The organism is Pseudomonas sp. EA_15y_Pfl1_P101 (assembly GCF_963970835.1).
GTDB lineage: Bacteria > Pseudomonadota > Gammaproteobacteria > Pseudomonadales > Pseudomonadaceae > Aquipseudomonas > Aquipseudomonas tritici.
In genome coordinates this window covers 405,090-429,844 of the sequence record NZ_CAXAPA010000002.1, presented here as the reverse complement: position 1 = coordinate 429,844, position 24,755 = coordinate 405,090, and the positions used below count along the sequence as shown (strand labels likewise).

At 60.5% G+C, this 24,755-nt stretch carries 28 protein-coding genes; 15 read left to right on the top strand and 13 right to left on the bottom strand.

Translation table 11 applies throughout. The features are described from left to right. Positions 1–2: 2 nt before the first annotated feature. Genes AACY36_RS04395 through lptM form a run of 4 tightly spaced genes read right to left on the bottom strand, consistent with a single transcriptional unit; the run spans position 3 to position 2,991 of the window. Entirely contained in the window at positions 3–719 is a 717-nt protein-coding gene (locus tag AACY36_RS04395; RefSeq protein WP_049710960.1) for a DUF484 family protein, read from the bottom strand. A 13-nt stretch (positions 720–732) separates the two neighbouring features. Further along, positions 733–1,563, bottom strand: a complete 831-nt coding sequence (dapF, locus tag AACY36_RS04390) for a diaminopimelate epimerase (protein WP_339415121.1) — start codon at positions 1,561–1,563, stop codon at positions 733–735. Positions 1,564–1,566: 3 nt separating this feature from the next. After that, complete coding sequence (gene lysA, locus AACY36_RS04385) at positions 1,567–2,814, bottom strand: diaminopimelate decarboxylase (RefSeq protein WP_339415122.1); 1,248 nt, start codon at positions 2,812–2,814, stop codon at positions 1,567–1,569. 9 nt (positions 2,815–2,823) lie between these two features. After that, positions 2,824–2,991: an LPS translocon maturation chaperone LptM gene (gene lptM / locus AACY36_RS04380; protein WP_017845169.1), complete on the bottom strand. Its 168-nt coding sequence runs from the start codon at positions 2,989–2,991 to the stop codon at positions 2,824–2,826. A gap of 238 nt (positions 2,992–3,229) precedes the next feature. On the opposite strand from lptM, the gene cyaY reads away from it, so the two are divergent. The 3 genes from cyaY to rnk all read left to right on the top strand — a co-directional run bounded on the left by cyaY (position 3,230) and on the right by rnk (position 4,328). Then, positions 3,230–3,562 (top strand): iron donor protein CyaY, encoded by a 333-nt coding sequence (gene cyaY, locus AACY36_RS04375; protein ID WP_339415123.1) that lies wholly within the window; start codon positions 3,230–3,232, stop codon positions 3,560–3,562. A 2-nt stretch (positions 3,563–3,564) separates the two neighbouring features. After that, positions 3,565–3,783: a DUF1289 domain-containing protein gene (locus AACY36_RS04370; protein ID WP_082224400.1), complete on the top strand. Its 219-nt coding sequence runs from the start codon at positions 3,565–3,567 to the stop codon at positions 3,781–3,783. Positions 3,784–3,914: 131 nt separating this feature from the next. Next, complete coding sequence (rnk, locus tag AACY36_RS04365) at positions 3,915–4,328, top strand: nucleoside diphosphate kinase regulator (protein ID WP_314564452.1); 414 nt, start codon at positions 3,915–3,917, stop codon at positions 4,326–4,328. 12 nt (positions 4,329–4,340) lie between these two features. Here rnk and AACY36_RS04360 read toward each other — a convergent pair whose 3' ends face one another. The 3 genes from AACY36_RS04360 to AACY36_RS04350 all read right to left on the bottom strand — a co-directional run bounded on the left by AACY36_RS04360 (position 4,341) and on the right by AACY36_RS04350 (position 7,984). Further along, the gene (locus AACY36_RS04360) at positions 4,341–7,181 is read right to left on the bottom strand and encodes a class I adenylate cyclase (RefSeq protein ID WP_339428307.1); all 2,841 of its coding nucleotides are present in this window, start codon (positions 7,179–7,181) and stop codon (positions 4,341–4,343) included. 167 nt (positions 7,182–7,348) lie between these two features. Continuing rightward, entirely contained in the window at positions 7,349–7,603 is a 255-nt protein-coding gene (locus AACY36_RS04355) for a TIGR02647 family protein (protein ID WP_339415125.1), read from the bottom strand. 96 nt (positions 7,604–7,699) lie between these two features. Continuing rightward, positions 7,700–7,984, bottom strand: a complete 285-nt coding sequence (locus AACY36_RS04350) for a hypothetical protein (protein WP_065875446.1) — start codon at positions 7,982–7,984, stop codon at positions 7,700–7,702. A gap of 126 nt (positions 7,985–8,110) precedes the next feature. On the opposite strand from AACY36_RS04350, the gene AACY36_RS04345 reads away from it, so the two are divergent. Continuing rightward, a complete protein-coding gene (locus tag AACY36_RS04345; protein WP_339415126.1) occupies positions 8,111–8,770 on the top strand; it encodes a glutathione S-transferase family protein in 660 nt (219 codons plus the stop codon). 110 nt (positions 8,771–8,880) lie between these two features. On the opposite strand, the gene argH is transcribed toward AACY36_RS04345, so the two are convergent. After that, positions 8,881–10,275 carry an argininosuccinate lyase gene (gene argH / locus AACY36_RS04340; RefSeq protein WP_339415127.1) on the bottom strand — a complete coding sequence of 465 codons (1,395 nt, stop codon included), beginning with the start codon at positions 10,273–10,275 and terminating at the stop codon, positions 8,881–8,883. A gap of 505 nt (positions 10,276–10,780) precedes the next feature. Between argH and AACY36_RS04335 the strand changes: the two genes are divergently transcribed. From AACY36_RS04335 to rsd, 7 genes are all read left to right on the top strand, one after another. Continuing rightward, complete coding sequence (locus tag AACY36_RS04335; RefSeq protein WP_339415128.1) at positions 10,781–11,527, top strand: LytR/AlgR family response regulator transcription factor; 747 nt, start codon at positions 10,781–10,783, stop codon at positions 11,525–11,527. Positions 11,528–11,665: 138 nt separating this feature from the next. After that, entirely contained in the window at positions 11,666–12,607 is a 942-nt protein-coding gene (gene hemC / locus AACY36_RS04330) for a hydroxymethylbilane synthase (RefSeq protein ID WP_339496776.1), read from the top strand. Further along, the gene (locus AACY36_RS04325; protein ID WP_339471025.1) at positions 12,604–13,353 is read left to right on the top strand and encodes a uroporphyrinogen-III synthase; all 750 of its coding nucleotides are present in this window, start codon (positions 12,604–12,606) and stop codon (positions 13,351–13,353) included. The genes hemC and AACY36_RS04325 overlap by 4 nt, the downstream gene beginning before the upstream one ends. A 41-nt stretch (positions 13,354–13,394) precedes the next feature. After that, complete coding sequence (locus AACY36_RS04320) at positions 13,395–14,519, top strand: uroporphyrinogen-III C-methyltransferase (RefSeq protein ID WP_339415131.1); 1,125 nt, start codon at positions 13,395–13,397, stop codon at positions 14,517–14,519. A gap of 5 nt (positions 14,520–14,524) precedes the next feature. Then, positions 14,525–15,766 (top strand): heme biosynthesis protein HemY, encoded by a 1,242-nt coding sequence (locus tag AACY36_RS04315; RefSeq protein WP_339415132.1) that lies wholly within the window; start codon positions 14,525–14,527, stop codon positions 15,764–15,766. A 236-nt stretch (positions 15,767–16,002) separates the two neighbouring features. Further along, positions 16,003–16,524 (top strand): disulfide bond formation protein B, encoded by a 522-nt coding sequence (locus AACY36_RS04310; RefSeq protein ID WP_339415133.1) that lies wholly within the window; start codon positions 16,003–16,005, stop codon positions 16,522–16,524. 208 nt (positions 16,525–16,732) lie between these two features. Next, positions 16,733–17,191: a sigma D regulator gene (gene rsd / locus AACY36_RS04305; RefSeq protein WP_339415134.1), complete on the top strand. Its 459-nt coding sequence runs from the start codon at positions 16,733–16,735 to the stop codon at positions 17,189–17,191. Between the two features lie 53 nt (positions 17,192–17,244). Here rsd and AACY36_RS04300 read toward each other — a convergent pair whose 3' ends face one another. Next, positions 17,245–17,922 carry an FKBP-type peptidyl-prolyl cis-trans isomerase gene (locus AACY36_RS04300; protein WP_339415135.1) on the bottom strand — a complete coding sequence of 226 codons (678 nt, stop codon included), beginning with the start codon at positions 17,920–17,922 and terminating at the stop codon, positions 17,245–17,247. 192 nt (positions 17,923–18,114) lie between these two features. Between AACY36_RS04300 and AACY36_RS04295 the strand changes: the two genes are divergently transcribed. Continuing rightward, positions 18,115–19,209: an AlgP family protein gene (locus AACY36_RS04295; protein WP_339496774.1), complete on the top strand. Its 1,095-nt coding sequence runs from the start codon at positions 18,115–18,117 to the stop codon at positions 19,207–19,209. Here the strand turns inward: AACY36_RS04295 and AACY36_RS04290 are convergent. Then, complete coding sequence (locus tag AACY36_RS04290) at positions 19,206–19,673, bottom strand: TIGR02444 family protein (protein ID WP_339415137.1); 468 nt, start codon at positions 19,671–19,673, stop codon at positions 19,206–19,208. The two genes, AACY36_RS04295 and AACY36_RS04290, sit on opposite strands and share 4 nt — an antisense overlap. Positions 19,674–19,723: 50 nt before the next feature. Between AACY36_RS04290 and AACY36_RS04285 the strand changes: the two genes are divergently transcribed. From AACY36_RS04285 to AACY36_RS04275, 3 genes are all read left to right on the top strand, one after another. Beyond that, a complete protein-coding gene (locus tag AACY36_RS04285; RefSeq protein ID WP_339496772.1) occupies positions 19,724–21,634 on the top strand; it encodes an ATP-binding cassette domain-containing protein in 1,911 nt (636 codons plus the stop codon). Next, positions 21,634–22,206, top strand: coding sequence for a mechanosensitive ion channel family protein (locus AACY36_RS04280; protein ID WP_339415139.1), 573 nt, complete (start codon positions 21,634–21,636; stop codon positions 22,204–22,206). Before AACY36_RS04285 ends, AACY36_RS04280 begins: the two co-directional genes overlap by 1 nt. 88 nt (positions 22,207–22,294) lie before the next feature. After that, a complete protein-coding gene (locus AACY36_RS04275) occupies positions 22,295–22,927 on the top strand; it encodes a LysE family transporter (protein WP_339415140.1) in 633 nt (210 codons plus the stop codon). 88 nt (positions 22,928–23,015) lie between these two features. Here the strand turns inward: AACY36_RS04275 and AACY36_RS04270 are convergent, their stop codons facing one another. The 3 genes from AACY36_RS04270 to AACY36_RS04260 are packed head-to-tail and all read right to left on the bottom strand — an operon-like array spanning position 23,016 to position 24,754. Then, positions 23,016–23,756 carry a penicillin-binding protein activator LpoB gene (locus AACY36_RS04270; RefSeq protein WP_339415141.1) on the bottom strand — a complete coding sequence of 247 codons (741 nt, stop codon included), beginning with the start codon at positions 23,754–23,756 and terminating at the stop codon, positions 23,016–23,018. Between the two features lie 3 nt (positions 23,757–23,759). After that, on the bottom strand, positions 23,760–24,347 hold the full coding sequence (gene lpoB, locus AACY36_RS04265) for a penicillin-binding protein activator LpoB (protein WP_339415142.1): 588 nt from the start codon (positions 24,345–24,347) through the stop codon (positions 23,760–23,762). A 35-nt stretch (positions 24,348–24,382) separates the two neighbouring features. Further along, a complete protein-coding gene (locus tag AACY36_RS04260; RefSeq protein WP_339415143.1) occupies positions 24,383–24,754 on the bottom strand; it encodes a YcfL family protein in 372 nt (123 codons plus the stop codon). Between the last annotated feature and the right edge of the window lies 1 nt (position 24,755).

Genomic DNA, 24,755 nt, shown 5'->3' with positions numbered 1-24,755 from the left:
GGCTAGCGCACCGCGCGCAGGGCGGTGGTGAAGCGCGGCAAGACGCGGCCCAATACTTCGGCGATGTAGGTCAAAAACAGCGTGCCTACTGAGCTCTTGTAGTGCTGAGGGTCGCGACTGGCGATCGCCAGCACGCCGTGCAAGCCTTGATGGCTGAGGGCGACCACAGCGGTGGAGCCGATCTGCTGGCGCTGTTCGGCGCCAAACAGGAAGTCCAGCTCATGCTCGCGCAAGGTGCCGCTGATGGTCTTGCCTTCGGAGAGCAGGCCGCCAATCGCCGTTTGTGCTTCGCTGCCGCTGACCCAACGACCTACCGGCATCGGGTTGTCGCTGAACAGGATCAGGCTGACAAAGGGCACCTGGAAGTCCTGGCGCAGGCTGTCTTCCACGGCGATCACCGTTTCTTCCAGGCTGGTGGCGTCCATCAGCGTAAGAATAAGGCGGCGAGTCTTGTCGAACAGGCGGTCGTTGTCGCGGGCGACGTCCATCAGGTGCGAAAGCTTGTGGCGCATTTCGATATTGCGCTCACGCAGGATCTTCATCTGCCGCTCCACCAGCGACACGGTGTCGCCGCGCTGGTGGGGGATGCGCAGGGCCGGCAGCAGTTCTTCGTGTTCGACGAAGAAGTCCGGATTAGCCTCAAGGTACGCCGCGACGGCAGCGGCCTCCAGGCTGTCGCTCGGGGTAGCGTGTGCGGGTACTTGAGGCTTATCGGTCATTGGCTTGGCTCACTCATAGACGGACCTGTCCTTCGTATACGCGCGAAGCCGGCCCGGTCATCATCACCGGGTGGCCAGGGCCTGCCCACTCGATGGACAAACGTCCACCGGGCAGGTCGATCAACAGCGGCGAATCCATCCACCCCTGGCTGATCGCGGCTACGGCAGCGGCGCAGGCGCCAGTGCCGCAGGCTTGGGTTTCGCCGGCGCCGCGTTCCCACACACGCAGCTGCGCGCGGGAACGGTCGATCACCTGTAGGAAGCCCACATTGACCCGTGCCGGAAAGCGCGGGTGGTGTTCGATCTTCGGCCCCAATTCATGCACGGGCGCAGTGTTGATGTCGTTGACCCGCAGGACGGCATGGGGGTTGCCCATGGACACGGCGGCCAGGTCGACGATCTTACCGTCGACCTCAACGGCATAGCTGGAGGCTTGCTCGGTGGCTTGGAACGGAATGTCCGCTGGCACCAGGCGTGGCGCGCCCATGTCGACGCTGATCTGGCCGTCGCTGCGGATGTCCAGCTCGATCACGCCGCTTTTTGTCTCAACGCGGATCTGCCGCTTGGCGGTCAGGCGCTTGTCCAGCACAAAGCGCGCGAAGCAGCGCGCACCATTGCCGCACTGTTCCACTTCGGAACCGTCGGAGTTGAAGATCCGGTAACGGAAATCCACCTCCGGGTTGGTCGGTGCTTCCACCAGCAGCAATTGGTCGAAACCAATGCCAGTATGACGGTCGCCCCACTGTTTAGCGTGTTTGGGCAGGATGTGCGCGTGCTGGCTGACCAGGTCGAGGACCATGAAATCATTGCCCAGCCCGTGCATCTTGGTAAAACGCAGCAGCATGGCTTACTCCGGCAGCAGGCTTTCGCCAGCATACAACTCGGCTACCGTCTCGCGGCGACGCACTTCAATCGCTTGTTCACCGTCCACCAGCACCTCGGCGGAACGCCCGCGGGTGTTGTAGTTGGAACTCATGACAAACCCGTAGGCACCGGCCGAATGCACGGCCAGCAGATCGCCTTCCTCCAGCGCAAGCTGACGATCCTTGGCCAGGAAGTCGCCGGTTTCGCAGATCGGACCGACAATGTCATAGGCGCGGGCTTCGCTTGCGCGAGGCGTCACGGCGGTGACATTCATCCAGGCCTGGTACAGCGCCGGGCGGATCAAGTCGTTCATCGCCGCATCGACGATGGCGAAGTCCTTGTACTCGGTGTGCTTGAGGTACTCGACCTGGGTCAGCAGCACGCCTGCGTTGGCGACGATATAACGGCCCGGCTCAAACATCAGGGTCAGGCCGCGACCTTCAGTGCGCTCGCGCACAGCCTGGATGTAATCGCCGATCAGCGGCGGCTCCTCGTCGCGATACTGCACGCCCACACCACCACCCAGGTCGATGTGTTGCAGGTAGATGCCGCACTCGCCGAGGCGGTCGGTCAGCGCCAGCAGGCGGTCGAGCGCATCGAGGAATGGAGGCAGGCTGGTCAGTTGCGAGCCGATATGGCAGTCGACGCCCAATACTTCCAGGTTCGGCAACTGCGCGGCGCGGATGTATACGTCTTCGGCGTCGGCAATGGCGATGCCGAACTTGTTCTCTTTGAGACCGGTGGAAATGTACGGGTGGGTACCGGCGTCAACGTCCGGGTTGACGCGCAGGGAGATCGGCGCGCGAACGCCCAGCTCGGCGGCCACGACTTGCAGGCGCTCCAGCTCGTCGGTGGACTCGACGTTGAAGCAATGCACGCCGACTTCGAGGGCGCGGCGCATGTCTTCGCGGCTTTTGCCGACGCCGGAGAAGACGATCTTGTCAGCCTTGCCACCGGCAGCCAGTACGCGTTCCAGCTCGCCACGGGACACGATGTCGAAACCAGCGCCCAGGCGCGCCAGGACATTCAGTATGCCCAGGTTGGAGTTGGCCTTGACCGCGTAGCACACCAAGTGCGGCACGCCGTTCAGTGCGTCGGTGAAAGAGCGGTACTGGGCTTCGATATGAGCACGGGAGTACACATAGGTCGGGGTACCAAAGCGCTGGGCAATCGCGGACAACGCCACGCCTTCCGCGAACAGCTCGCCGTCCCGGTAGTTAAAAGCGTCCATGAGGTTCCCTTAATAGGTATCGTGCTTATGCGCTTTGGCTGGTTTTTGCGACGATTGCGCCTGTTCATTCGGGTCTTTGCTGTCATCGGGCAGGTACAGCGGGCCTTTTTGACCACAGGCACTAACGAGGCAAGCGACCGCGACGAGCGCAGCAAGGGAAGAGATCAGGCGCTTCATGGCGAAATCCTTGAATATGCATTAATTGCGCCCGAGTATACCGACCACCTGCCAGCTTGCCTATGCGCCGGAATACCCGTCTGGCGGGGGTTTGCCGAGATAGTCGAGAAGCGCACTACGCTGTTTGAGGATATTTCACGCCGTCAATCGTGTTGAAATCGGTATCCTTTGCAATCGGCGGGGCTCGCCCGTATCGTGCGGCGCTTGAGCAAAACCAGACACTTTTGAGGTTGCCACAATGAGTTTGACCGAAGCCCGTTTTCACGACCTGGTGGATTCGACCCAGGAGAAGTTGGAAGATATTTTCGACGACAGCGGCCTGGACGTGGACCTTGAAAACTCGGCCGGCGTGCTGACCGTCAAGTTCGAGAATGGCACCCAGTTGATCTTCAGTCGCCAGGAACCGCTGCGCCAGCTGTGGCTGGCTGCGCGTTCCGGTGGTTTTCACTTCGATTTCAACGAAGAAGACAATAACTGGCAGTGCGATAGCAGCGATGAGCTGCTCAGCGAAATGCTCGCGCGCCTGGTCTTGGAACAAGCCGGTGCCGATCTGGATTTCGAAGAGATCTGATAGTGAGCCAGCCAGCCCCAGTACGCCCGCCGAAACCGCTGTTCAGCAATGTCAGCCCGGCGGTGCCGTCACCTTGTATCAGTTTGTGTCGCCTGGACGAGCAGAAAGTCTGCCTCGGTTGCTTCCGACATGTGGAAGACATCCGCGAATGGCGCTCTGCCGACGACGCGCGGCGCCGAGTGATCTGTGCCGAGGCTGAGCAGCGCCGGGCCCACGCCTGAGGCCGTCTTGTTTATTTGTGACGCTGTGGTAGTGTCCGGGTACGCCTCAACTCATCGAGGCCCGTGAGAACCCCGCCTTTTCCTGGCGGGGTTTTGCTTTTTTGTGCAGAAAAAAGGAGTCTGCCTGAATCATGACCACCGCACCGTCCATCATCCTCACCCGTCTTGACGTGCAGCGTCTTGAGCAACTGATCGACCGCTTGGGCGACGAGTTTCCCGGTGTCGAAGCGTTGCAACACGAACTCGACCGCGCCGAAGACGTGGTTGGCCACGATGAAGTGCCTGCAAGTGTCGTGACCATGAACGCCAGCGTGCATTGCCGCGAGCAAGGCAGCGGCAAGGACTATCACCTGACCTTGGTTTATCCCAAGGACGCCAACGCCGACGAAGGCAAGATTTCGATCCTGGCGCCGGTGGGCAGTGCGTTGCTTGGCCTGCAAGTGGGCCAGCATATCGACTGGCCGGCACCCGGCGGCAAGACCCTCAAGCTGGAATTGCTCAGCGTGGAAGGCCAGCCCAAAGACGGCGGCCCTTTCTCTCTTTAAAACAGAGTCGCTCTAAATCTGGCTCAGCGCCTCATTGAGCGACAGCTCCAGTTCGGCCTTGTAACGCAAGTAAAGGTTGCTCGGGCTTTTTACATCACCTAGCAGGCCGGACAGGTCCAGATCGGTGATGTAACAGCGGTAACGCTCGGTTTCCTGGCGTTGCCCGACGATTTGCTGGGCGACCACTGCAAACAGCTGGTCGCCAAACTCCAGTTCGGAAAATTCCCGCTGATTGCAATACAGGGTAATGCCCACCTGGCCCGGCGCGGCCTTGCCGATAATGGCTTGCACGTCATAAAACGGTTTATTTGCCAGATTCACCGGTGCTGGTCGAGGCTCGATGCTCCGTGCGCGCCCGCTGCCGGAGGGCAATAGCTGGTAATACATGATTTGCACGGCCCCCAGCGGATCTTGCTGGTCCAATGGCGACAACGCATTCCGTCGATAAATGATCGACTGCAAAAAGCGCTGCAACGGCGCCAGCAAGCTCTGCTCATCATGAAACGGCAGACGTTGTTGCCAGAGTGCGTTGAACTCATCCAGCACATACAATTCGGCAGAGCCTTCGCTGACCCGATAGAACACCTGCACGCAATCGGGCATACCCATTGGCAGCAGCAGCGCCAGGTCGTGCTCTTCCAAGGCCATGGCATCCAGATGCAGCGGGCTGTAGCTGGCCAGTTCTTCGCTGAGGTAGGTGATCAGCGCATCCTGGGTCTCTAGGGAAACGTGGGTGGCTTGGCCTGGCATCAACTCCATCACGTGATAGTGCTGCTGCACTTGCAGCAGGTAGCGATGATTGGACTGACCCAGCAGCAGGTGCTGCGCCGTGTCGAAGATTTCTTCCACGCGCTGGGCAATGAACTGCGCACGGTTGTGACAGAAGCAGCGCACTCGCAGCCGTGGCAGGTGGTCCGGCGGTAACTGGTTAAGGTAGTCGCGCAGGCAGTCGAGCAGGGCGTGGGGGCCGTCGTAGCGGCTGACCATCACTTCGTTCCAGCTATTGAGCGTGACCTGGTCCAGCGTCAGCACTAGGTTGTCGCGCACGCCGGCATAACTCAGGGAATCGGTGCGCTCGGTGGTCATCAGGATATTCAGGTCGCGGTGGTGCTTGAGCGGGTCAACGCCGACGTTGATCAGCAGTAACACTTCCTCGGGCACCGCCGAACGCAGCAGGCGCTCTTCAACAACGCTGGTCAAGGGCAGGGCGACGGTCTGTTGCAAGCGGCCCAGCAGGTTGAACAACTCGAACTCAGTCATGTCGCTGGTGCCGGGGTGCAAGGCCAGGCGGGTGCTGCTGTCGATCACGCCGTTGCGGTGGCACCAGGTGAGCATCTCCAACAGGTCACGGCTGCGCTTGATCGGCGCGAAGTGTTCCCATTCCAGTGCAGTGAGGTTGCCGTTGTACAAACCCCAGTGGTGCTGGCCGGGCTCCTTGCGGTTGGGCGATTGCACCAGGGTCAAGGTGTCTTCGGCCAAGTCCGGGGCGATGCCGGGGTTTATGAACTCGACTTTGCCGGCCTTGCGTTCAAAGGCGGCGTACAGGCGCCTGCCCAGCACATTGAGGTCACGCTTGTTGATCAGGCTGACGGTCTGCTCGGTGCGGGCGAACTGGGTCAGGAAGCGGTAGCTGTAATTCAGCTCGTTGACCAAGGCGCGACGCTCGGAGGCGACCTGGCGCACTTTCCACTGGCTGCGGCTGTCCAGCAGTGCCAGTTGGCGCTGGTCCCAGTCCCACTCATGTGCCAGGCGTTCGAGCAACAAGCGCTGCCAACTGGTGTTGCGCTGGCCAGCGGTGAGCTTGCAGTTGACCTTCAGGTACAGCGCACGCCGCACCAGCTCCAGACGCTCGGGCTCGTTTCGGGCCTTGAGGTATTCCTCGATGCGGCGGTACACCACGATGTAGGGGTCCAACTCATCCAGGCCCATCTGGTTGGCGAACACCGCCCGCTTGAAGCGCAGACTCAGGCACTGCACGTTAGGGTGTTCGCTGGCGTAGACCTCGATCAGCAGCAGTTTGAGCACCGATTTGTAGGGGGACTCGATGCCTTTGAACAATTGCCACAGCCCGGCACCGATGAATTCGCCTGGGGGAATCCGTGCCAGATGGCCAAGATCGAGGGTTTCATCGGCGCGGATAAAGCGCTTGGAAATCAGCGTGTGGGTGAATTCGGCGTAGCGGGGTTCTTCATACACCGGCACCAGCCACCAGATAGGCGTACGCCCGGCCAGCCAGATGGCGGTGCGGTAGAACTCGTCCAGCAGCAGGTAATGCTGGGTGGTGCCGCAGTCTTCCGAGCTGAGCTGGGTGTCGCGCTCGCCGAGCACAAAGCGTGTCGGCTCGATCAGGAAAAAGTGGGCCTCGGCGCCCATGGTCAGCGCCCAGGCTTCCAACAGTTGGCATTTCTTGCGCAGTTCAGCCAGTTCATTTTCGCTGAGGTCCGCCGCGTGGCAGACCCACACGTCCATATCGCTCTGGTCGGCTTGGGCCAGGGTGCCGAGGCTGCCCATCAGAAACAGTCCGTGAATCGGACGTGGCGGGTTGCCGTGGCGCGGTTTGTAGGAGAACGAACGGGTGAGGCGCTGGGCTTCTGTCAGGGCCTGGGCGTCGGGCTCAAAGTTGGATAATCCAGCCGGGGTACTGCCCGACACATAGCCCGGCAGCAGCGGATGGTTGACGTGGAAAAACAGCGGCAACAGGGTCAACACGCTTTGCTGGCGTGGCGTCAGCCCCTCGATGGCCCGCGCCATGCGGCCTTCGTTGAGGGCCATGAACCGCGCACGCAATTGGGCCAGTACCTTGCGGTCGATGCCTTCTTCCAGGTCGGGGCGGATTTCATGGGTGCGGGTCATGTCGAAGTCGGTGGCTCGCAGAGCCCGACGTGGGCGGCCATGTAGGAGTTTACAGCCAGTAGCGTAGGAGGTTTAGCGAGAAATGGTTTTTGACGTCAGAATTTTCGCACTTGCGCAGCAACGCCCATGGAATCCGCAAGTGGCGGACTCCATGGGCGTATCGGGTATCAGGCGGCTTCTTTGGCGTTGACGGTGGTCAGGATGGTCAGCAGGGTTTTAGCTTGTTCTGCGGCATCCCGACCAAGTGGGGTCAGGTAGCCCCCGTCTTTCTGATCGATCAGTCCTTTCTCGAACAGGCGCTTGGCAGCGGCGATGGCAGTAGGGGCAGCGGTCTGATGGACTTTCAGACCTTCCTGGGTGCTATCCAGGCTGAAGAGTACAAGGATTTCCAGTTCGGCAACCAACTCAGGGGTAAACGACATAAGGACTCCAGACTTTCTAAGAATTTATTAGAGGCTAGCAGGCCATAAGGTGAACGCACTTTGCCGAACTGTCCAGTGTGTTGCTGCGTGTTGGATTTATTGCTTTTCGGGTGGCAATTCGGGCAGTGCACGCAGTGCAGTTTCATACCACTCGGTATTGAAAGCACGGTCCTCTTCCAGTAGGGCATCAATCTCGACAGCGAGCACGTGGGCCATCAGTTGCAGGATCTCTTCACGCTCATAACCCACCAGGGTCAGCTTGTTGAACGTTGCCTTGGCGGCGGGTGGGTTTTCGCTCTCGATCTGGTTTTCGATCGCTTCGATCAGGGTGGTTTCAGTGAATTCTTCTTCGTCGTTGTCGATATCGGTCGGCTCGCTCATGGCAGGCTCCTCTAGGAAAGGGCGCCAGTCTACCCCCATTCAAGCCGGTGATGCTGCTGGCAAGGCCCGGCACGGGGAGCTATAACGCTTGCAGCCAACCCCATTCCCGGCACGGAGGCAACCGCAATGCTCAAGCTCTACGGATTCTCGGTCAGCAACTACTACAACATGGTCAAACTGGCGCTGCTGGAGAAAGGGCTGCCGTTCGAAGAGGTGCCTTTTTATGCCGGGCAAACGCCCGAAGCCCTGGCAGCCAGCCCGCGTGGCAAAGTGCCGGTGTTGGGCGTTAAACAGGGTTTTATCAATGAGACCAGTGTCATCCTCGAATACATCGAGCACACCCAGGAAGGGCCTGCACTGCTGCCGGCCGAGCCGTTCCAGCGTGCACAGGTGCTGGCACTATGCCGGGAAATCGAGTTGTATATCGAGCTGCCCGCGCGGGCGTGTTTTGCCGAAGCGTTTTTTGGTATGCCGGTGCCGGAGGCGATCAAGGAGAAGTCCAAGGCCGAATTGCTATTGGGCTTGAGTGCGCTGGGCAGGCACGGCAAGTTCGCGCCGTTTGTGGCGGGGGATAATTTCACGATTGCGGATTTGTATTTCATGTACAGCGTGAACCTCGCCTGTGCGGTGGGCGAGAAGCTGTTTGGAATGGATTTGCTGGCAGAGATGCCGGCGGCCAAAGCGTTGCTGGAAAGACTGCATGCTATGCCCAACGCTCAGAAAGTAGCGGCGGACCGGGAGGCTGCAATGCCCGCGTTTATGGCGATGATTGCTGCCAAGAAATAGAGGGTAGGTGCCTGTGGTGAAGCCTTCGCGAGCAAGCCCGCTCCCATACTTGATCGCGTTCCACTTTTGGAATGCAGTCAAGTGTGGGAGCGGGCTTGCTCGCGAAGCTTTTAACGGCTGGCGAGCAAGGCCTGGCCGCGCACGACAGCTGCCTTCACCTGCGCCGGCGCAGTACCGCCGATGTGATTACGGGCATTCACCGAGCCTTCCAGGGTCAGCACGGCAAACACATCCTGTTCGATCTGGTCGCTGAACTTGCGCAGTTCTTCCAGGCTCATTTCCGCCAGGTCCTTGCCGGTGTCTACGCCATATTTCACCGCGTGGCCGACGATTTCGTGGCAGTCGCGGAACGGCAGGCCACGGCGCACCAGGTAGTCCGCCAGGTCGGTCGCGGTGGAGAACCCACGCAGTGCCGCTTCACGCATGATCGCGTGCTTGGGCTTGATCGCCGGGATCATGTCGGCAAACGCGCGCAGCGAGTCGCGCAGGGTGTCGGCGGCGTCGAACAACGGCTCTTTGTCTTCCTGGTTGTCCTTGTTGTAGGCCAGGGGTTGGCCTTTCATCAGGGTCAGCAGGCCCATCAGCGCGCCGAATACACGGCCGCTTTTGCCTCGTACCAGTTCTGGTACGTCGGGGTTTTTCTTTTGCGGCATGATCGAGCTGCCGGTGCAGAAGCGGTCCGGCAGGTCGATGAACTGGAACTGCGCGCTGGTCCACAGCACCAGCTCTTCCGAGAAGCGCGACAGGTGCATCATCGCGATGCTGGCCGCCGCGCAGAATTCAATGGCGAAGTCACGGTCCGACACACCATCCAACGAGTTGCCACCGACGGCATCGAAGCCCAGCAGCTGCGCGGTGTACTCGCGGTCGATCGGGTAGGTGGTGCCAGCCAGCGCGGCGCTGCCCAAGGGCATGCGGTTGGCGCGCTTGCGGCAATCCACCAGGCGCTCGTAGTCGCGGCTGAGCATTTCGAACCAGGCCAGCAGGTGGTGGCCAAAGGTCACGGGCTGGGCGGTCTGCAGGTGAGTGAAGCCCGGCATGATGGTGTCTGATTCACGCTCGGCCTGTTCAAGCAAACCTTTCTGCAGGCGGGTGATTTCGGACAGGATCAGGTCGATTTCATCACGCAGCCACAGGCGGATGTCGGTGGCCACCTGGTCGTTACGGCTGCGGCCGGTGTGCAGCTTCTTACCGGTCACACCGATGCGGTCGGTGAGGCGCGCCTCGATATTCATGTGCACGTCTTCCAAGTCGACGCGCCAGTCGAACGTGCCAGCTTCGATCTCACCACGAATGGTGGTCAGGCCGTCGATGATGCTGTCGCGCTCGGCGTCGGTCAGTACGCCGACCTTGGCCAGCATCGTCGCGTGGGCGATGGAGCCCATGATGTCGTGGCGGTACAGGCGCTGGTCGAAGGTGACGGAGGCGGTGAAGCGGGCGACGAAGGCGTCGACGGGTTCACTGAAGCGGCCGCCCCAGGACTGGTTGGTCTTGTCGGTGCTCATGGATTCGCTCGTGATCTGCTTAATAAAGAGGCATGAAGTTGTGCCGGCGATGATAACAGGGTTGCCCGTGGAGGCGGGGCTGCGGGTCGTCGGCATTTTTATTTACTCCAAGGATGGCTAAGTGCCTTGCCGCCGACCGCGTCCAGGACGAGACTGGGTACAGGGGCTTATTGAAACGATATTTGCCGATTCAGCAATGTCGTCTCAGCGAGCGTCTACAGTTGGACTGATAGTGTGTGAATGCACCAAAGTCGGGTGATGCGGTCATAGCCCAGACTATCCATTAGAAAAGGGGGGGTATTCGATTGTGTATCAGCAAACCCTACTACGACGCCCGAAGGCAGCAGGTCTTGGGCGCTATTGAACAGGTCCGGGTAAATTTGGGTGCCACTCTCAGGGCACTTTTTGCCGCTCGCGCTAGTCTTAGCGTGGATCGCTGTGACGCACGTCACCGCACCTGTCTACGCTATCCTTGTGCGAGACTCACGCAGGAATCCAGCGCAATATGAATGTCCTGATCGTTGATGACGAACCCCAAGCCCGCGAAAGACTGAGCCGTCTGGTCAGTGAACTCGAGGGTTATGCAGTATTAGAGCCGAGCGCCACCACGGGCGAAGAGGCGTTGACGCTGATCGACAGCCTCAAGCCTGATGTCGTGTTGCTCGATATCCGTATGTCGGGCCTTGACGGCCTGCAAGTTGCCGCCCGACTGAGCGAGCGAGAGTCCCCACCGGCCGTAGTGTTCTGTGCAACGGGCGAAGAGTTTTCTGCGCAGACGTTGGAAGACAGCGGAGTCAGCTTTCTCATCAAGCCGGTGGTAGGCGAAGCATTGCTCAAGGCCCTGAAAAAGGCCGAACGCCCAACCCGCATGCAGCTCGCCGCACTCACTCAGCCAGCCGCCCAAAGTGGTAATGGGCCACGCAGCCATATCAGTGCTCGTACACGCAAAGGCATTGAGCTGATCCCTCTGGGCGAGGTGGTCTATTTTATTGCCGATCACAAGTATGTGACCTTGCGCCACCAAGGCGGCGAAGTGTTGCTTGATGAGCCGCTCAAGGCGCTTGAGGATGAGTTCGGCGACCGCTTCGTGCGTATCCACCGCAACGCGCTGGTGGCCCGCGAGCGAATCGAACGCCTGCAACGCACGCCCCTGGGTCATTTTCAGCTATTCCTGAAAGGCCTTAACGGCGATGCGTTGATCGTCAGCCGACGGCATGTTGCCGGCGTGCGCAAGATGATGCAGCAGCTTTAGCCCCGCGTCTGTGGCGAGGCCTGAATTCCTTATCCCGGTGCGTCGTGGCCAGGGAGGCCCCGCACTTGCTGATTCAAATCAAAGCGTATTTCCCTGAGCTGTTATTATCCGTCATATATTTTCAGTACGGATTGATCCATGTCCTCTCGCGAAATCCGCATCGCCACCCGTAAAAGCGCCCTCGCCTTGTGGCAGGCCGAATACGTCAAAGCACGCCTGGAGCTGGCCCATCCCGGCCTCAAGGTGTCCCTGGTACCTATGGTCAGTCGTGGCGATAAGCTGCTCGACTCGCCTCTGTCGAAGATCGGCGGCAAGGGTTTGTTCGTCAAAGAACTGGAAACAGCGCTGCTGGCGAACGAAGCCGACATCGCCGTGCATTCGATGAAAGACGTGCCCATGGACTTCCCTGAAGGCCTGGGTTTGTTTTGCATCTGCGAACGCGAAGACCCGCGCGATGCTTTCGTTTCCAACACCTACGCGTCCCTGGAAGAATTGCCCCTGGGCAGCATCGTCGGCACGTCGAGCCTGCGCCGCCAGGCACAGCTGCTGACTCGCCGCCCGGACCTGCAGATCCGCTTTCTGCGTGGCAACGTCAACACCCGCTTGGCGAAGCTGGACGCCGGCGAATATGACGCGATCATCCTCGCAGCGGCGGGCCTCATCCGCCTGGGTTTCGAAGACCGTATCACCTCGGCCATCAGCGTCGAGGACAGCATGCCCGCAGGTGGGCAAGGCGCCGTTGGCATCGAGTGTCGCACCGCTGACAGTGAAATCCACGCCCTGCTCAAACCCCTGGATCACCACGACACCGAAGTGCGCGTCACGGCCGAGCGTGCGCTGAACAAGCACCTAAACGGCGGCTGCCAGGTGCCAATCGCCTGCTACGCCGTGCTCGAAGGTGAAAACCTGTGGTTGCGCGGACTGGTAGGGGACCCGCAAGGTGGCACCTTGCTGACTGCCGAGGTGCGCGGCCCGCAGCGTGACGCGACGGCACTGGGCATCCAGGTAGCCGAAGAGCTGTTGGACAAGGGCGCCGGTTCCATCCTGCAAAAAATCTACGGCGAGGCCGGCCCGCAGTGACCGAATGGCGTGTGCTGCTGACGCGGCCTGCCGAGGAGTCGTTGGCCCTGGCGGCGACGTTGGCCGAAGCCGGCATTTTCAGCAGCAGCCTGCCGTTGCTGGACATCGAGCCGCTTCCCGTTACACCTGAACAGCTGCAAGTCTTGCGTGACCTTGGCCGCTATTGTGCGGTGATTGTCGTCAGCAAACCCGCCGCGCGCCTGGCCGTGCGACAGTTGCATCGAGCATGGCCGCAACTGCCGTGGTTCAGCGTCGGCGCAGCCACCGCGCAGGTACTGGCCGAACACGGCCTCAACGTTCACTATCCCCCTACTGGCGATGACAGCGAGGCCTTGCTTCAATTGCCTGCGTTGCGCGAGGCTATCGCACGCCCGGATGCACGCGTGTTAATCCTGCGCGGCGAGGGCGGTCGCGAGCTGCTGGCAGAGCGTTTGCGCGCGAGTGGTGCTAGTGTCGACTATCTGGAATTGTATCGCCGTTTCCTTCCGGCCTACGACGCCGGGGTACTGATGCAACGCATCCAGTTGGAACGCTTGAACGGCCTGACGGTCAGCAGTGGGCAGGGTTTTTTGCACCTGCACGCCTTGGCTGGAGCCGATTGGCCACAGGTGGCACAGTTGCCGTTGTTCGTGCCGAGCCCGCGAGTCTTCGAGATGGCGCGGTGCGCTGGCGCAGAAAAAGTTGTGGATTGCCGCGGTGCGAGTGCCGCGGCTTTGTTAGTGGCGTTACGCAGCTTTGCCCTATGAGGCATGCCGTAGTCACTCTCTGAAACGCAAAGGACGGATACGTGAGCGAAACAGCCTTGCCTAAAGATGAAGCCCAACCCGCACTCGGTGCGCCGGTTGAGTCACCGGTCACCGCGCCGCGCCGTGGCAATGGCCTGGCGGTCGTCGCCTTGCTGCTCGGCGCCGCCGGTGTTGCCGCCGGCGGTTGGGGGATCTGGCAGGTCCGCGCCCTGCAAGCCAGCAGCCAGCAACAGCTGGGCCAGGTGCAGACCCTCGATGACCAATCCCAGTCCCTCAAGCAGAGCCAGCAACAACTGGCCGCGCGGCTGGCGCAGTTGCCGGGTGCTGATGAGCTGGAGGAGCGCCGTCGCCTGGTCGCCCAGTTGCAGGGCGATCAGCAGCGCCTGAGCCAGCGCCTTGAGACCGTGTTGGGGTCCAGCCGCAAGGACTGGCGTTTAGCCGAGGCTGAACACTTGATTCGCCTGGCGAGCCTGCGTCTGTCTGCCTTGCAAGATATCAATAGCGCCCAAGCGCTGGTGCAGGGCGCCGACGAGATTCTTCGCGAGCAAAGCGATCCAGGTTCCTATGCCGCCCGTGAGCAGTTGGCCAAGAGCCTTGCAGCGCTGCGCAGCACCGAGCAGCCGGATCGCACTGGGCTGTACCTGCAATTGGCGGCTTTGCGTGACCAGGTCGTGCAACTGGCGGCCATTGCCCCGGAATATCAACTGACCGAGCCGGCTTCCGAGGGGCGTCCGACCACGGATACGGACAGCCGTTGGCGCCTATGGTGGGAGCAGATTTCCCGTTACTTCCGCATCGACTTCAATCCGGATGACAACATTCGCCCACTGCTGGCCGGCCAAGGCCTGAACCAGGTGCGCCTGGCGTTGAGCCTGGCGCTGGAGCAGGCGCAATGGGCGGCGCTCAACGGGGAGTCGGCTGTATACAGCCGCTCCCTCGGCGAGGCGCGTAGCGTGTTGCAGGATAACTTTAACCAAGGCAATCCGCAGAGCAAGGCGATGCTCGCGCGTATTGCCGAACTTGAGCCCAAGGCGGTGTCGGTGGTGACGCCGGACCTGGCCTCGAGCCTGGCTGCCGTGCAGGCGTATCTCGAACGTCGTCATCTGTCTGCTGACGAAGCCAAGGCGGCGGCCACACCGGCGGCTACGTCGGCGAAGCAGGAGTAGAGCCGATGAAACGCTTCTATGTGATCCTGGTGCTGGCGATTGCAATCGCGTTGGCGCTGGCTGTGGGCATTTCGAAACACACCGGCTATGTGCTGATTACTTACCCTCATGTGCTGCACTACGAGTCGAGCTTGTGGGCGACGGTGGTGGCGGTGTTTGCCATTGGTTTGGTGATCTACCTGATCCGTGTGCTGTTGAGCCTGGTCACCACCTCCGGTGGTGTGGTCAACCCGTGGTCGCGGCGTAACCGCAGCCGCCGCGTGCAGATCGCCATCGAGCAGGGCCAGATGGACCTCGCCGAGGGCCGCTGGGCCAGTGCCGAGCGCCACCTGCATCGCGCCGCCGAAGCCGAGCGCCAGCCACTTCTGTACTACCTCGGCGCCGCGCGTGCTGCGAATGAGCAGGGTCGTTACGAAGAGTCCGACGGCTTGCTGGAAAGAGCACTGGAGCGTCAGCCCCAGGCCGAGCTGGCAGTTGCCTTGAGCCATGCGCAACTGCAACTGGACCGCGGCGATACCGATGGTGCACTGACCACCTTGCAGGCGATGCACGAGCGTCATCCGCATAACGGCCAGGTCTTGCGTCAATTGCAGCGCCTGCATCAGCAGCGGGGTGATTGGTCGTCGGTGATCCGTCTGTTGCCGGAGTTGCGCAAAGATAAAGTCCTGCCTGCCAGCGAACTGGCTGAGCTTGAACGCCGTGCCTGGGGTGAGAACCTTAGCCTGGCTGCTCAGCGAGAAGAGCAGGGCGAAGCCGGTTTGCAGTCCCTTGAGCGCGCCTGGCAGCAACTCACTTCCGCCCAGCGCCAAGAGCCGCAACTGGTTCTGGCTTACGCCGAGCAGCTGCGCCAATTGGGCGCCGATGCCAAGGCCGAGGAAGCGCTGCGTGGCGCCATCAAACGCGGCTACGACAGCCACCTGATCCGGCTATACGGCCTGCTGCGTGGCAGTGATCCAGCCCGACAGTTGAAGTTTGCCGAGGGCTGGCTCAAGGATCACCCGGGCGATGCCAGTCTGCTGTTGACGTTGGGCCGCCTGTGCCTGCAAAACAGCCTGTGGGGCAAGGCGCGGGATTATCTGGAGAGCAGCCTACGAGTGCAGCGTAATCCTGAGGCTTGTGCCGAGCTGGCGCGCTTGTTGGCCCAACTGGGTGACACCGAGCGAAGTAATCAGCTGTTTCAAGAGGGTCTTGGACTGCTGGATAACCGTTTGCTTGCGTCTCCGCTACCTGTCACTGCTCGGGTTTGAGGTAGGAAAGGGGCAAGGGTTGGCTCAGATGTATCTGGCGGCCAACCTTTCATTAGCTCGAAAAGAGTGAGGGGGGAGCGTTCGGCGGCAAAGTCCGACGCTCGATTGCCCAAGGTCTTCCATCTTCTGACGGGAAGTCCTTACCTTCTCACGGAATCGTCTGCTCTGGCATGTATTGAAAGCGGTCAGGCCTTTCCTCTACCGTAGCGACCTATCTTTCGCGATGCGGATAAAGCATGTCTTTGGCCCCTTCACGTTCCTTGTTTTTCCTCGCGTTCCTGGCGGGTACGCTGACATTGGGCGCGTCCTTTTACCTCGAGTTTGGCGTCTCGTTGCGTCCGTGTTTCCTATGCCAAGTGCAACGGGGATTCCTGGCCGCTTTCACATTGATCAACCTGGTCGCCGCACTCCACAATCCCAAGCGACCCGTGATCTGTCTTTATGGGCTGGCAAGCATGGTCTGCGCCTTGCTGGGCGCCCTAACCGCCGTGCGCCAGGTGCTGCTACAAAATGCCGCGCCGGATGAGGCAGCCGATTGCTGGCCCAGCCTGCACTACATGATCGAAAACCTATCGTTTTGGCAGGCCCTGCAGTTGACGTTCAAAGGCACTGTCGACTGCGTGGAAACCAACTGGACGCTGTTTGATTTGAGCCTTCCCGAGTGGAGCCTGCTGTTCTTCATCGGGATGTTGATCCTTGGCCTGATGCAGTTTTCACGGCTGTTTTTAAGCCAGTGTTCGCGCCCGGCGAGGCGCTGAAAGCGAGTCGCAGTTTGGAGAGCGGGATTAAACACTTGTATGAACTTTCTCTCCTGCGTACCTTGAAGCCATAGTCATGCGGGCATAATCTGGCCCGCACGTGTTATTGAAACCGTTTGTCAGATGTTGCCTTGCCCAGCGCTGCTTTATCCTTGAAGTGTTGCGCAGGCACCAGGCGGCAGCGCCCCTATAGGGAAGAGAGATCACCATGCTGGAAAGTTGTCAGAATGCTCAGGAACGCTGGGGTGGGGTGCACAAGCTGATCGACAATTGGCTGAAGGCACGCCACGAACTGGTTCGTGCCTTTGATGCTCTCGGTGCCAAGCCTGAGGCGCTGGCTGAGAACCGCGAACCGTTGCAGGACTTCTGCGTTGTATTGGTGGACTACGTGTCGGCCGGCCATTTTGGTGTCTACGATCAACTCACCAAGGAGGCGGAGGCCTTTGACGATCAGCGTGGCCTGGATTTGGCTGAGACCATTTACCCGCGCATCGATGTCATTACCGAGAAGCTGCTAGCGTTTACCGACCTGTGTGATGCCGGAAACTGTGTTGCTGAAAAATTCAAAGAGTTGGGCGCGCTGCTGCACGAGCGATTCGAGCTGGAAGATTGCCTGATCGAAGTGCTGCACAATGCTCACAAAGAAGAGGCTGCTACCCAGGCCTGACCCTCGACAGCGGTACGAAAGACGGTGCGCATTGCGCGCCGTTTTTTATTGGGTCAAGGACGGGTACCGAGCAACTCAATCTCGAATACCAGCGGTGTATAAGGTGGGATCAACTCGCCGGCACCGTCGGCGCCATAGGCCTGGGCCGATGGAATCACTAGTCGCCATTTCGCGCCCACGGGCATTTGTTGCAACGCGCTGCTCCAGCCGCTGATCACACTGTCCAGACGAAACCATTGAGGTTGCCTGCTCTGGTCGAACACTGTCCCATCGGGTAATCGCCCCACGTATTTCACTTCAACCTGGTCGTTGGCCTTGGGCTTTCCACCCGTGCCGGGGGTGAGTTCGGTGAGCAGGATTCCATCAGCCAATTCGCGTACGCCTTTTACGGCTTTTTCTTTGCTCAAAAATTGTTGTTCGGCCACAAGTGCTTTTTCACTTTGAGGTCCCTGCGCTTCGGCTGCGTTTTGTGCTTCGTGCTGGGCAAGAATCTGTTCGATACGTGCGTTGTCCAGCGCCAGCGGTTTGCCCTGATAGGCTTGCTTGAGGCCGTCGATCAAAGCCTGGATCTGCAGGTCGGGGACCTCCTGCCGCAGGCGCTCACCGAGACTGGCGCCCAAGCTGTAGGCGAGGTCGTGCTGGTTCTGATCAGCGTTTTTTGGCGGCGATTGATCGCTCGCATTGGCCACCGAAATGGCCAAGCCAAGCACAAGAAAAAGGTAACGCGACATGGGCATTCTCCCGCCGAAAGTGCGACGGATTATGCCAGTGTGATGAGGTGAGAAGTGGCGCGTATTTACGTTATATCGACAAGAATTTTTACACGGTGCAACGCAAGTCAAACGATACTGTCAACATGCCCTAGCGGCGGTAAGAGCAGAGGGCTAGTATGAGCCGCACCCAAGTCAGCCAGGAGGTAAACCATGTCGGCCAAACAGAAGCCTGTTAATACCCCGTTGCATTTACTCCAACAACTCTCGGGCAGTTTGCTCGAACATCTGGAAAGCGCTTGTTCCCAAGCCTTGGCCGATGCAGAAAAACTGCTCGCCAAGCTGGAAAAACAACGCGGTAAAGCGCAAGAAAAGCTGCACAAATCCCGCACCAAACTGCAAGATGCTGCCACTGCCGGCAAGGCCAAGGCTCAAGCCAAAGCCAAAGACGCTGTCAAAGAACTTGAGGACCTGCTCGACGCCCTCAAGGATCGCCAAGCTGAAACCCGCACCTACATTTCCCAACTCAAAAAAGATGCCCAGGAAAGCCTGAAGCTGGCCCAGGGCATTGGTCGTGTGAAGGACGCTGTAGCTAAGGCGCTGGGCGCTCGTACGCCTGCAAAAGCTGTTGCAGTAAGCGCGGCGAAGAAGCCTGCAAGCAAAGCTGCTGCCGCCAAGGCGCCTGCTAAAGCAGCCGCGAAGCCAGCTACCAAAACCGCCGCTGCTAAACCGGCCGCCAAGCCAGCGGCTAAAACTGCTGCTGCAAAGCCAGCCGCGAAGCCAGCTGCTAAAACCGCTGCTGCAAAGCCCGCCGCGAAGCCAGCTGCTAAAACCGCTGCTGCAAAACCGACCGCCAAGCCAGTTGCCAAAACTGCTGCTGCAAAACCGGCCGCCAAGCCGGTTGCCAAACCTGCTGCTGCAAAACCGGCCGTCAAGCCAGTTGCCAAACCTGCTGCTGCAAAACCGGCCGCCAAGCCAGCCGCCAAACCTGCTGCTGCAAAACCAGCCGCCAAGCCAGCTGCTAAAACTGTTGCTGCAAAACCGGCCGCCAAGCCAGCTGCTAAAACCGCTGCCGCAAAACCAGCCGCGAAGCCAGCCGCCAAACCTGCAGCTGCAAAACCAGCCGCTAAGCCAACTGCCAAACCTGCTGCCAAGCCAGCCGTTGCCAAACCAGCTGCCGCAAAACCAGCACCGGCCAAGCCAGCAACACCTGCTGCTGCCCCGGCAGCGTCGAGCGCTCCAGCTGCACCGGCCAGCAACACGCCTGCCCCGGTAGCGCCAAGCACCACCCCAACCAGCGCCTCCTAAGTGCTGGTGACCACGACGCGCAGCTGCTGCAGCGCGTCGTGGTCAAGGTTGGCGGCATCCTCAGCCGCCAGTCCTTCCAGCCACTGTTGATGACCCATCGCCTCACCCGTCGGCCACATTCGCGCCCGTGTTTCCAAGCGCGCGAGCAATTGTCGTTCGGCCTCAAGCTCCAGGGCTTTGACCCGTTCGCGTAACCCCGCCAAATCCTCGTCCTGCTGCGCCATCGCACGCCATTGCATGCGCACCCGTCGTAACGGCTTAACCACGTGCGCCTGCCAAGGCTCGGCGATCTGTTTCAGCGCCTGAATGCGCTCGGCCGTCACGGCCACAGCGCGCTGTTCCAGCCACGCGCCACAGAGCAATAGGCACACATCCGCACCTTGCGCCTGTAAACGCAGGCAACCGGCTTCGACGCCCGGGCGGGCGTAAGTCGTGAGGGCAAAGTTCCATAGGTCAGCGCACATATTCACACCCAAGCCAGCGGGCAACGAAGCTGGTAGACTCCGCCGCCATTATGATCCGACTTCAAAGCCTAACATTACAGCGTGGCCCGCAACGTCTTCTCGAAGACGCCGAGCTGACCCTGCACGCCGGTCACAAAGCCGGCTTGATCGGTGCCAATGGCGCCGGCAAATCCACGTTGTTCGCCCTGTTGCTGGGCGAGCTGACCCCGGATTCCGGGGACTGCTTGTTGCCGGCCGACTGGCGTATCGCCCACATGCGCCAGGAGATCGACACCCTGGACCGCATCGCAATCGACTACGTGCTCGATGGCGACCTGCGCTTGCGCCAGGTGCAACACGACCTCGCCGAGGCCGAGAAAGCCCAGGACGGCGCCGCCCAGGCGCGCCTGCACTCGGAACTCGACAGTGCCGACGGCTACACCGCCGACGCCCGCGCCCGCAAAATGCTCGCCGGCCTTGGCTTCACCAACGAGCAGATGGACCGCCCGGTCGCCGACTTCTCCGGTGGCTGGCGCATGCGCCTGAACCTGGCCCAAGCGCTGATGTGCCCCTCGGACCTGTTGCTGCTCGATGAACCGACCAACCACTTGGACCTCGATGCGATCCTGTGGCTGGAAGACTTCCTCAAGAATTACCAGGGCACATTGCTGCTGATTTCTCACGACCGCGATTTCCTCGACGCCGTGGTCGACAACATCGCCCACGTCGAACAGAAGAAAATCACCCTGTACCGTGGCGGCTATACCGCATTCGAGCGCGCGCGCGCCGAACGCCTGGCCCAGCAACAACAGGCGTTCGAGAAGCAGCAGGCGCAGCGTGCGCACATGGAAAGCTACATCGCCCGGTTCAAGGCCCAGGCCACCAAGGCCCGCCAGGCCCAGAGCCGGATCAAGGCCCTGGAGCGCATGGAAGAGCTATCGGCGGCCCATGTCGATTCGCCGTTCGACTTTGTGTTTCGCGAGTCGGTGAAGATATCCAGCCCGTTGCTGGACCTTTCGGATGCTTGCCTGGGTTATGGCGACAAAACCATCCTGGAAAAAGTGAAGCTGCAGCTTACGCCAGGTGCACGCATCGGCTTGCTCGGTCCTAACGGCGCGGGCAAGTCGACGCTGATCAAAAACCTGTCGGGTGAGCTTGAGCCCTTGGCCGGTCGTTTGACCCGTGGCGAGAACACGGTGGTGGGCTACTTCGCCCAGCATCAGCTGGATTCCCTCGACTCCAAAGCCAGCCCGTTGCTGCACTTGCAGCGCCTGGCGCCGATCGAGCGGGAACAGACCCTGCGCGACTTCCTGGGTGGTTTCGACTTCCGGGGGGCGCGCATCGACGAGCCGGTGCTGAATTTTTCCGGTGGCGAAAAAGCCCGACTGGCCCTGGCGTTGATCGCCTGGGATCGTCCGAACCTGCTGCTGCTCGACGAACCGACCAACCACTTGGACCTGGAAATGCGCCTGGCGCTGACCATGGCCTTGCAAGAGTTCAGCGGTGCGGTACTGGTGGTGTCTCACGATCGCCACTTGCTCAAGAGCACCACTGACAACTTCCTGCTGGTGGCCGATGGCAAAGTCGAAGAGTTTGACGGCGACCTGGATGATTACGCGCGCTGGCTGACGGATTACCGCCTGCGCAACGCGCCGGTCAGCAATACGCCAGTCAACCCGGACAAGACCGACAAGAAAGCCCAGCGTCAGGCCGCCGCTGCACTGCGTCAGCAGTTGGCGCCGCACAAACGTGAAGCCGACAAGCTGGAAGCCGAGCTGGGCAAGGTGCACGAGCGCCTGGCCAAGATCGAAACCAGCCTGGGCGACAGCGCCGTTTACGAGGCAGCCCGCAAGGACGAGCTGCGTGACCTGCTGGCTGAACAGGCCAAACTCAAGGTGCGCGAAGCGCAGTTGGAGGAAACCTGGATGGAAGCTCTCGAGCTGCTGGAAACCCTGCAAGCGGAGCTGGAGGCGCTGTCCTGATGGAAGCGTTGCATCTGCCGTTACCGGCGCAATGGGTCGAGCCCGTGTGGATCGGCGTGCAAATCCTGCTGATTCTGCTGGCCGGCTACCTGGCCCAGCGTTTTGTAGCCAAAGGCCTGACTCGCCTGGGTGAGCGCTACCCATTCCCCCCGCAACTGCTGATGCCGCTGCGCGGTGGCTTGCGCTGGTTGATCATGGGCAGTGCGCTGATCTTTGTGCTGGGCCGCCTGGGTGTCTCCGCGACCGTGTTGTGGACGGCGCTTTCCGGGTTCGTCGCGGTCGCCGCCGTGGCGTTCTTTGCCATGTGGTCGGTGCTGTCCAACCTGCTGTGCGCCATTCTGATCTTCACCGTCGGGCCGTTTCGCCTGGGTGATATCGTCGAGCTGGTGGATACCGTCGATAAACCGGGCGTGAAGGGCCGGGTCGTGGCGATCAATCTGCTCTACACCACACTGGTTGAAGTGGCGGAAGCCGGCACCGACAGCGCAATGGTGCAGGTGCCCAACAGCCTGTTCTTCCAACGCGCGGTGCGACGTTGGCCAGGTACCCACGTGTTTCCGGGCGATCGCTAGCATTCACATCTTGTAAAAATCTATAGCTATCCGTTGGTCGGCGGAGTTAGCTTAAGGGAAAACCGCTAACTCCCCCCTGAGGTGTGTAATGGCACTCGATACGTGGCTGGCCTTTCTCCTGGCCAGTTGGATCATCTCCCTTTCCCCTGGCGCCGGCGCCATTGCCTCGATGTCCAGCGGCCTGCGATACGGTTTCCTGCGCGGTTATTGGAATGCCATTGGCCTGCAGCTAGGCCTGGCGATGCAGATTGCGGTCGTCGCCTGCGGCCTGGGAGCCATCCTGGCGACGTCGTCCACGGCGTTTTATGCGATCAAATGGTTTGGTGTGGCGTACCTGGTGTACCTGGCCATCAAGCAATGGCGCGCGTTGCCTATGGACATGACCGACGACGCGGCCGTGCGCCCGATCGGCAAGCCGATGGCGATGATGTTCCGAGGCTTTCTGGTCAATGCCAGCAACCCTAAGGCCCTGGTGTTCATGCTGGCGGTGCTGCCGCAGTTTGTGAACCCGCAAGCGCCGTTGCTGATCCAGTACCTGATCCTGGGTGCGACGATGATTTGCGTCGATATGGTGGTGATGGCGGGGTATACGGGGCTGGCGTCGAAAGTGTTGCGTTTGTTGCGCACGCCTAAGCAGCAGAAGCGTATGAACCGTACGTTTGCTGGGTTGTTTGTGGGGGCGGCGGGCTTTCTCGCCAGCCTGCATCGCGCAACGGCATAAACCGCACGCCAACTGAAGAAACCGAATCAAAAAATGTGGGAGCGGGCCTGCTCCCACATTGGTTTTGTGTTGACAGTGAGTTTTAGGCTCAGCGCAGGATCTTCGGCGCTTCATCCCTTGGCAGGTTGTTGCGCAACGGCGGTTGGCTCGGGTCTTGATACCCGCCACCCAATTGCTCCGCCAACTGCCGCGCTACATCCTCACCCAGCGCTTTCGAGACTTCTTTCACCACCCGCGGCCGATTCAGGCTCACACGCACATCGCGGCTGCTCACCAGCTTGGTGTCCTGGCCTTCACCCATGGCGGTGAACGCCGAGGTGATCTCGTAGGTGCGGGTGTTGATCAGGCTGAAGTCCGCCACCAGCGTCAGGCCCAATACCGCCGAGTAGCTGTTGGTGTGGTCCAGGGCGTTGATGTCCTGGGTGAAGTCGATGTCTGAGAGCGTACCGAACAGCACATAGTCAGCCCCCTTGAAGTGGCCGGCCTTGATGCGCTTGATCACGTCGTAGACGTCACCCTTGGCATCGGCGGTGTAGGGCGTGCCCTGCACCAGTTGGAACTGGCGGGACTTGAGGATCTCGCCCTTGATGTCACCGCTGAATTTACGCAGCTCGCTCTGTTCGATGTAGCTGGTACGGCTTTCGTACTCGCTGTAATTCGATGCGCCGCTGGCGTGGTAAGCGCTGGCCTGGAAGTTATTGCTCGCCGACACTTGGTGAATGTATTCCTCGACCCGCGCCTCGTAGGCCAGGTCAGTCACCGCGATCTTCGGGGCGGCCGAGGCGCCGAAGGCGCACAGCAGGCCGATCATGCCGATCCATGCACGCATTGCTTAGCGCTCCGTGGTCTTGCGGATTTCTTTTTCGTCCATCCATTCGGCCAGGCCGCTCTCGACGTCGATCAGTTGCAGGCTGAACTTGTAGAACACGTCCTTGTAGTCCGAGCTGCGCTTGACGATGGAGCTGATGGAGCCTTCCAGGCGGTACTTGGCGGCGACCATGTTGCCGGTCTTGCTGACGGTGGACTTCTTGTACAGGCCGCTCTGGTTCTGCAGCTTGAGCTGGTCAACCTGGCTTTGCATATCGGTGTTGTCGCTGGCAAAACGCGCGGTGCCGGTCTTCATCAACTGGGTCTTGATCGACGTGGTGATCTCGCGGGTATCGATGTATTCGCTGGTCTTGTTTTTCACGTCATACACCTGCACCACCGGGCGGCCTTGCAGGATGCCGGACTGGGCCAGGGAGCGGGTCATGCTTTCGGCGATCATCTGCAGGTCGGTGGAGCCGAACTCGTTGGTCACCAGTTCTACGGCCTTGGTATCGCCGTAGCTGATGTTTTTACCGCCCAGTACCGGCGAAGTGTTAGAGCAGCCGCTGGCCAATACGGCAACTAAGGCGAGGATCGAGAAGCGTGCAAACATGGGGAAATCTCTCAGTAGCAAAAAGGGTGAACGGCTCAAGGCGTTTTCACTTCAAGACGGAAGTCTGCCGCCTGGGGCAAGTTGGCAATCGCTGGCAGGAAGGTCGCCTGGTTGGCGTACAGGTTCAGCACCTTCCAGGTTTCTTCATCGCCCACCGGGAAGCCATCGGCGCCCAGCCAGGCAAAGCGGTAATACATCATCTGATTGCTGCTGGTGATGTTGCTCAACTGCACCTTGGCGGTGAGAAAGCCGTTCTCGCGGGCAACACGAATGGCACCGACCGCGACGCCCTTGAATTTGCCCATTACTACGATTTTGCTCGCGGCGCTGCCGGGCTCCGGCGGCGGTGGGGTGGCACAGCCTGCAAGCAGGACCAGCGCCAGGGCGCCAGGGATGAAATGACGCATA

Coding starts and splice junctions, on each gene's coding strand:
- AACY36_RS04395 (WP_049710960.1), bottom strand. CDS start 719: ATGACCGATAAGCCTCAAGTACCCGCACACGCTACCCCGAGCGACAGC.
- dapF (WP_339415121.1), bottom strand. CDS start 1,563: ATGCTGCTGCGTTTTACCAAGATGCACGGGCTGGGCAATGATTTCATG.
- lysA (WP_339415122.1), bottom strand. CDS start 2,814: ATGGACGCTTTTAACTACCGGGACGGCGAGCTGTTCGCGGAAGGCGTG.
- lptM (WP_017845169.1), bottom strand. CDS start 2,991: ATGAAGCGCCTGATCTCTTCCCTTGCTGCGCTCGTCGCGGTCGCTTGC.
- cyaY (WP_339415123.1), top strand. CDS start 3,230: ATGAGTTTGACCGAAGCCCGTTTTCACGACCTGGTGGATTCGACCCAG.
- rnk (WP_314564452.1), top strand. CDS start 3,915: ATGACCACCGCACCGTCCATCATCCTCACCCGTCTTGACGTGCAGCGT.
- AACY36_RS04360 (WP_339428307.1), bottom strand. CDS start 7,181: ATGACCCGCACCCATGAAATCCGCCCCGACCTGGAAGAAGGCATCGAC.
- AACY36_RS04355 (WP_339415125.1), bottom strand. CDS start 7,603: ATGTCGTTTACCCCTGAGTTGGTTGCCGAACTGGAAATCCTTGTACTC.
- AACY36_RS04350 (WP_065875446.1), bottom strand. CDS start 7,984: ATGAGCGAGCCGACCGATATCGACAACGACGAAGAAGAATTCACTGAA.
- AACY36_RS04345 (WP_339415126.1), top strand. CDS start 8,111: ATGCTCAAGCTCTACGGATTCTCGGTCAGCAACTACTACAACATGGTC.
- argH (WP_339415127.1), bottom strand. CDS start 10,275: ATGAGCACCGACAAGACCAACCAGTCCTGGGGCGGCCGCTTCAGTGAA.
- AACY36_RS04335 (WP_339415128.1), top strand. CDS start 10,781: ATGAATGTCCTGATCGTTGATGACGAACCCCAAGCCCGCGAAAGACTG.
- hemC (WP_339496776.1), top strand. CDS start 11,666: ATGTCCTCTCGCGAAATCCGCATCGCCACCCGTAAAAGCGCCCTCGCC.
- AACY36_RS04315 (WP_339415132.1), top strand. CDS start 14,525: ATGAAACGCTTCTATGTGATCCTGGTGCTGGCGATTGCAATCGCGTTG.
- AACY36_RS04310 (WP_339415133.1), top strand. CDS start 16,003: ATGTCTTTGGCCCCTTCACGTTCCTTGTTTTTCCTCGCGTTCCTGGCG.
- rsd (WP_339415134.1), top strand. CDS start 16,733: ATGCTGGAAAGTTGTCAGAATGCTCAGGAACGCTGGGGTGGGGTGCAC.
- AACY36_RS04300 (WP_339415135.1), bottom strand. CDS start 17,922: ATGTCGCGTTACCTTTTTCTTGTGCTTGGCTTGGCCATTTCGGTGGCC.
- AACY36_RS04295 (WP_339496774.1), top strand. CDS start 18,115: ATGTCGGCCAAACAGAAGCCTGTTAATACCCCGTTGCATTTACTCCAA.
- AACY36_RS04290 (WP_339415137.1), bottom strand. CDS start 19,673: ATGTGCGCTGACCTATGGAACTTTGCCCTCACGACTTACGCCCGCCCG.
- AACY36_RS04285 (WP_339496772.1), top strand. CDS start 19,724: ATGATCCGACTTCAAAGCCTAACATTACAGCGTGGCCCGCAACGTCTT.
- AACY36_RS04280 (WP_339415139.1), top strand. CDS start 21,634: ATGGAAGCGTTGCATCTGCCGTTACCGGCGCAATGGGTCGAGCCCGTG.
- AACY36_RS04275 (WP_339415140.1), top strand. CDS start 22,295: ATGGCACTCGATACGTGGCTGGCCTTTCTCCTGGCCAGTTGGATCATC.
- AACY36_RS04270 (WP_339415141.1), bottom strand. CDS start 23,756: ATGCGTGCATGGATCGGCATGATCGGCCTGCTGTGCGCCTTCGGCGCC.
- lpoB (WP_339415142.1), bottom strand. CDS start 24,347: ATGTTTGCACGCTTCTCGATCCTCGCCTTAGTTGCCGTATTGGCCAGC.
- AACY36_RS04260 (WP_339415143.1), bottom strand. CDS start 24,754: ATGCGTCATTTCATCCCTGGCGCCCTGGCGCTGGTCCTGCTTGCAGGC.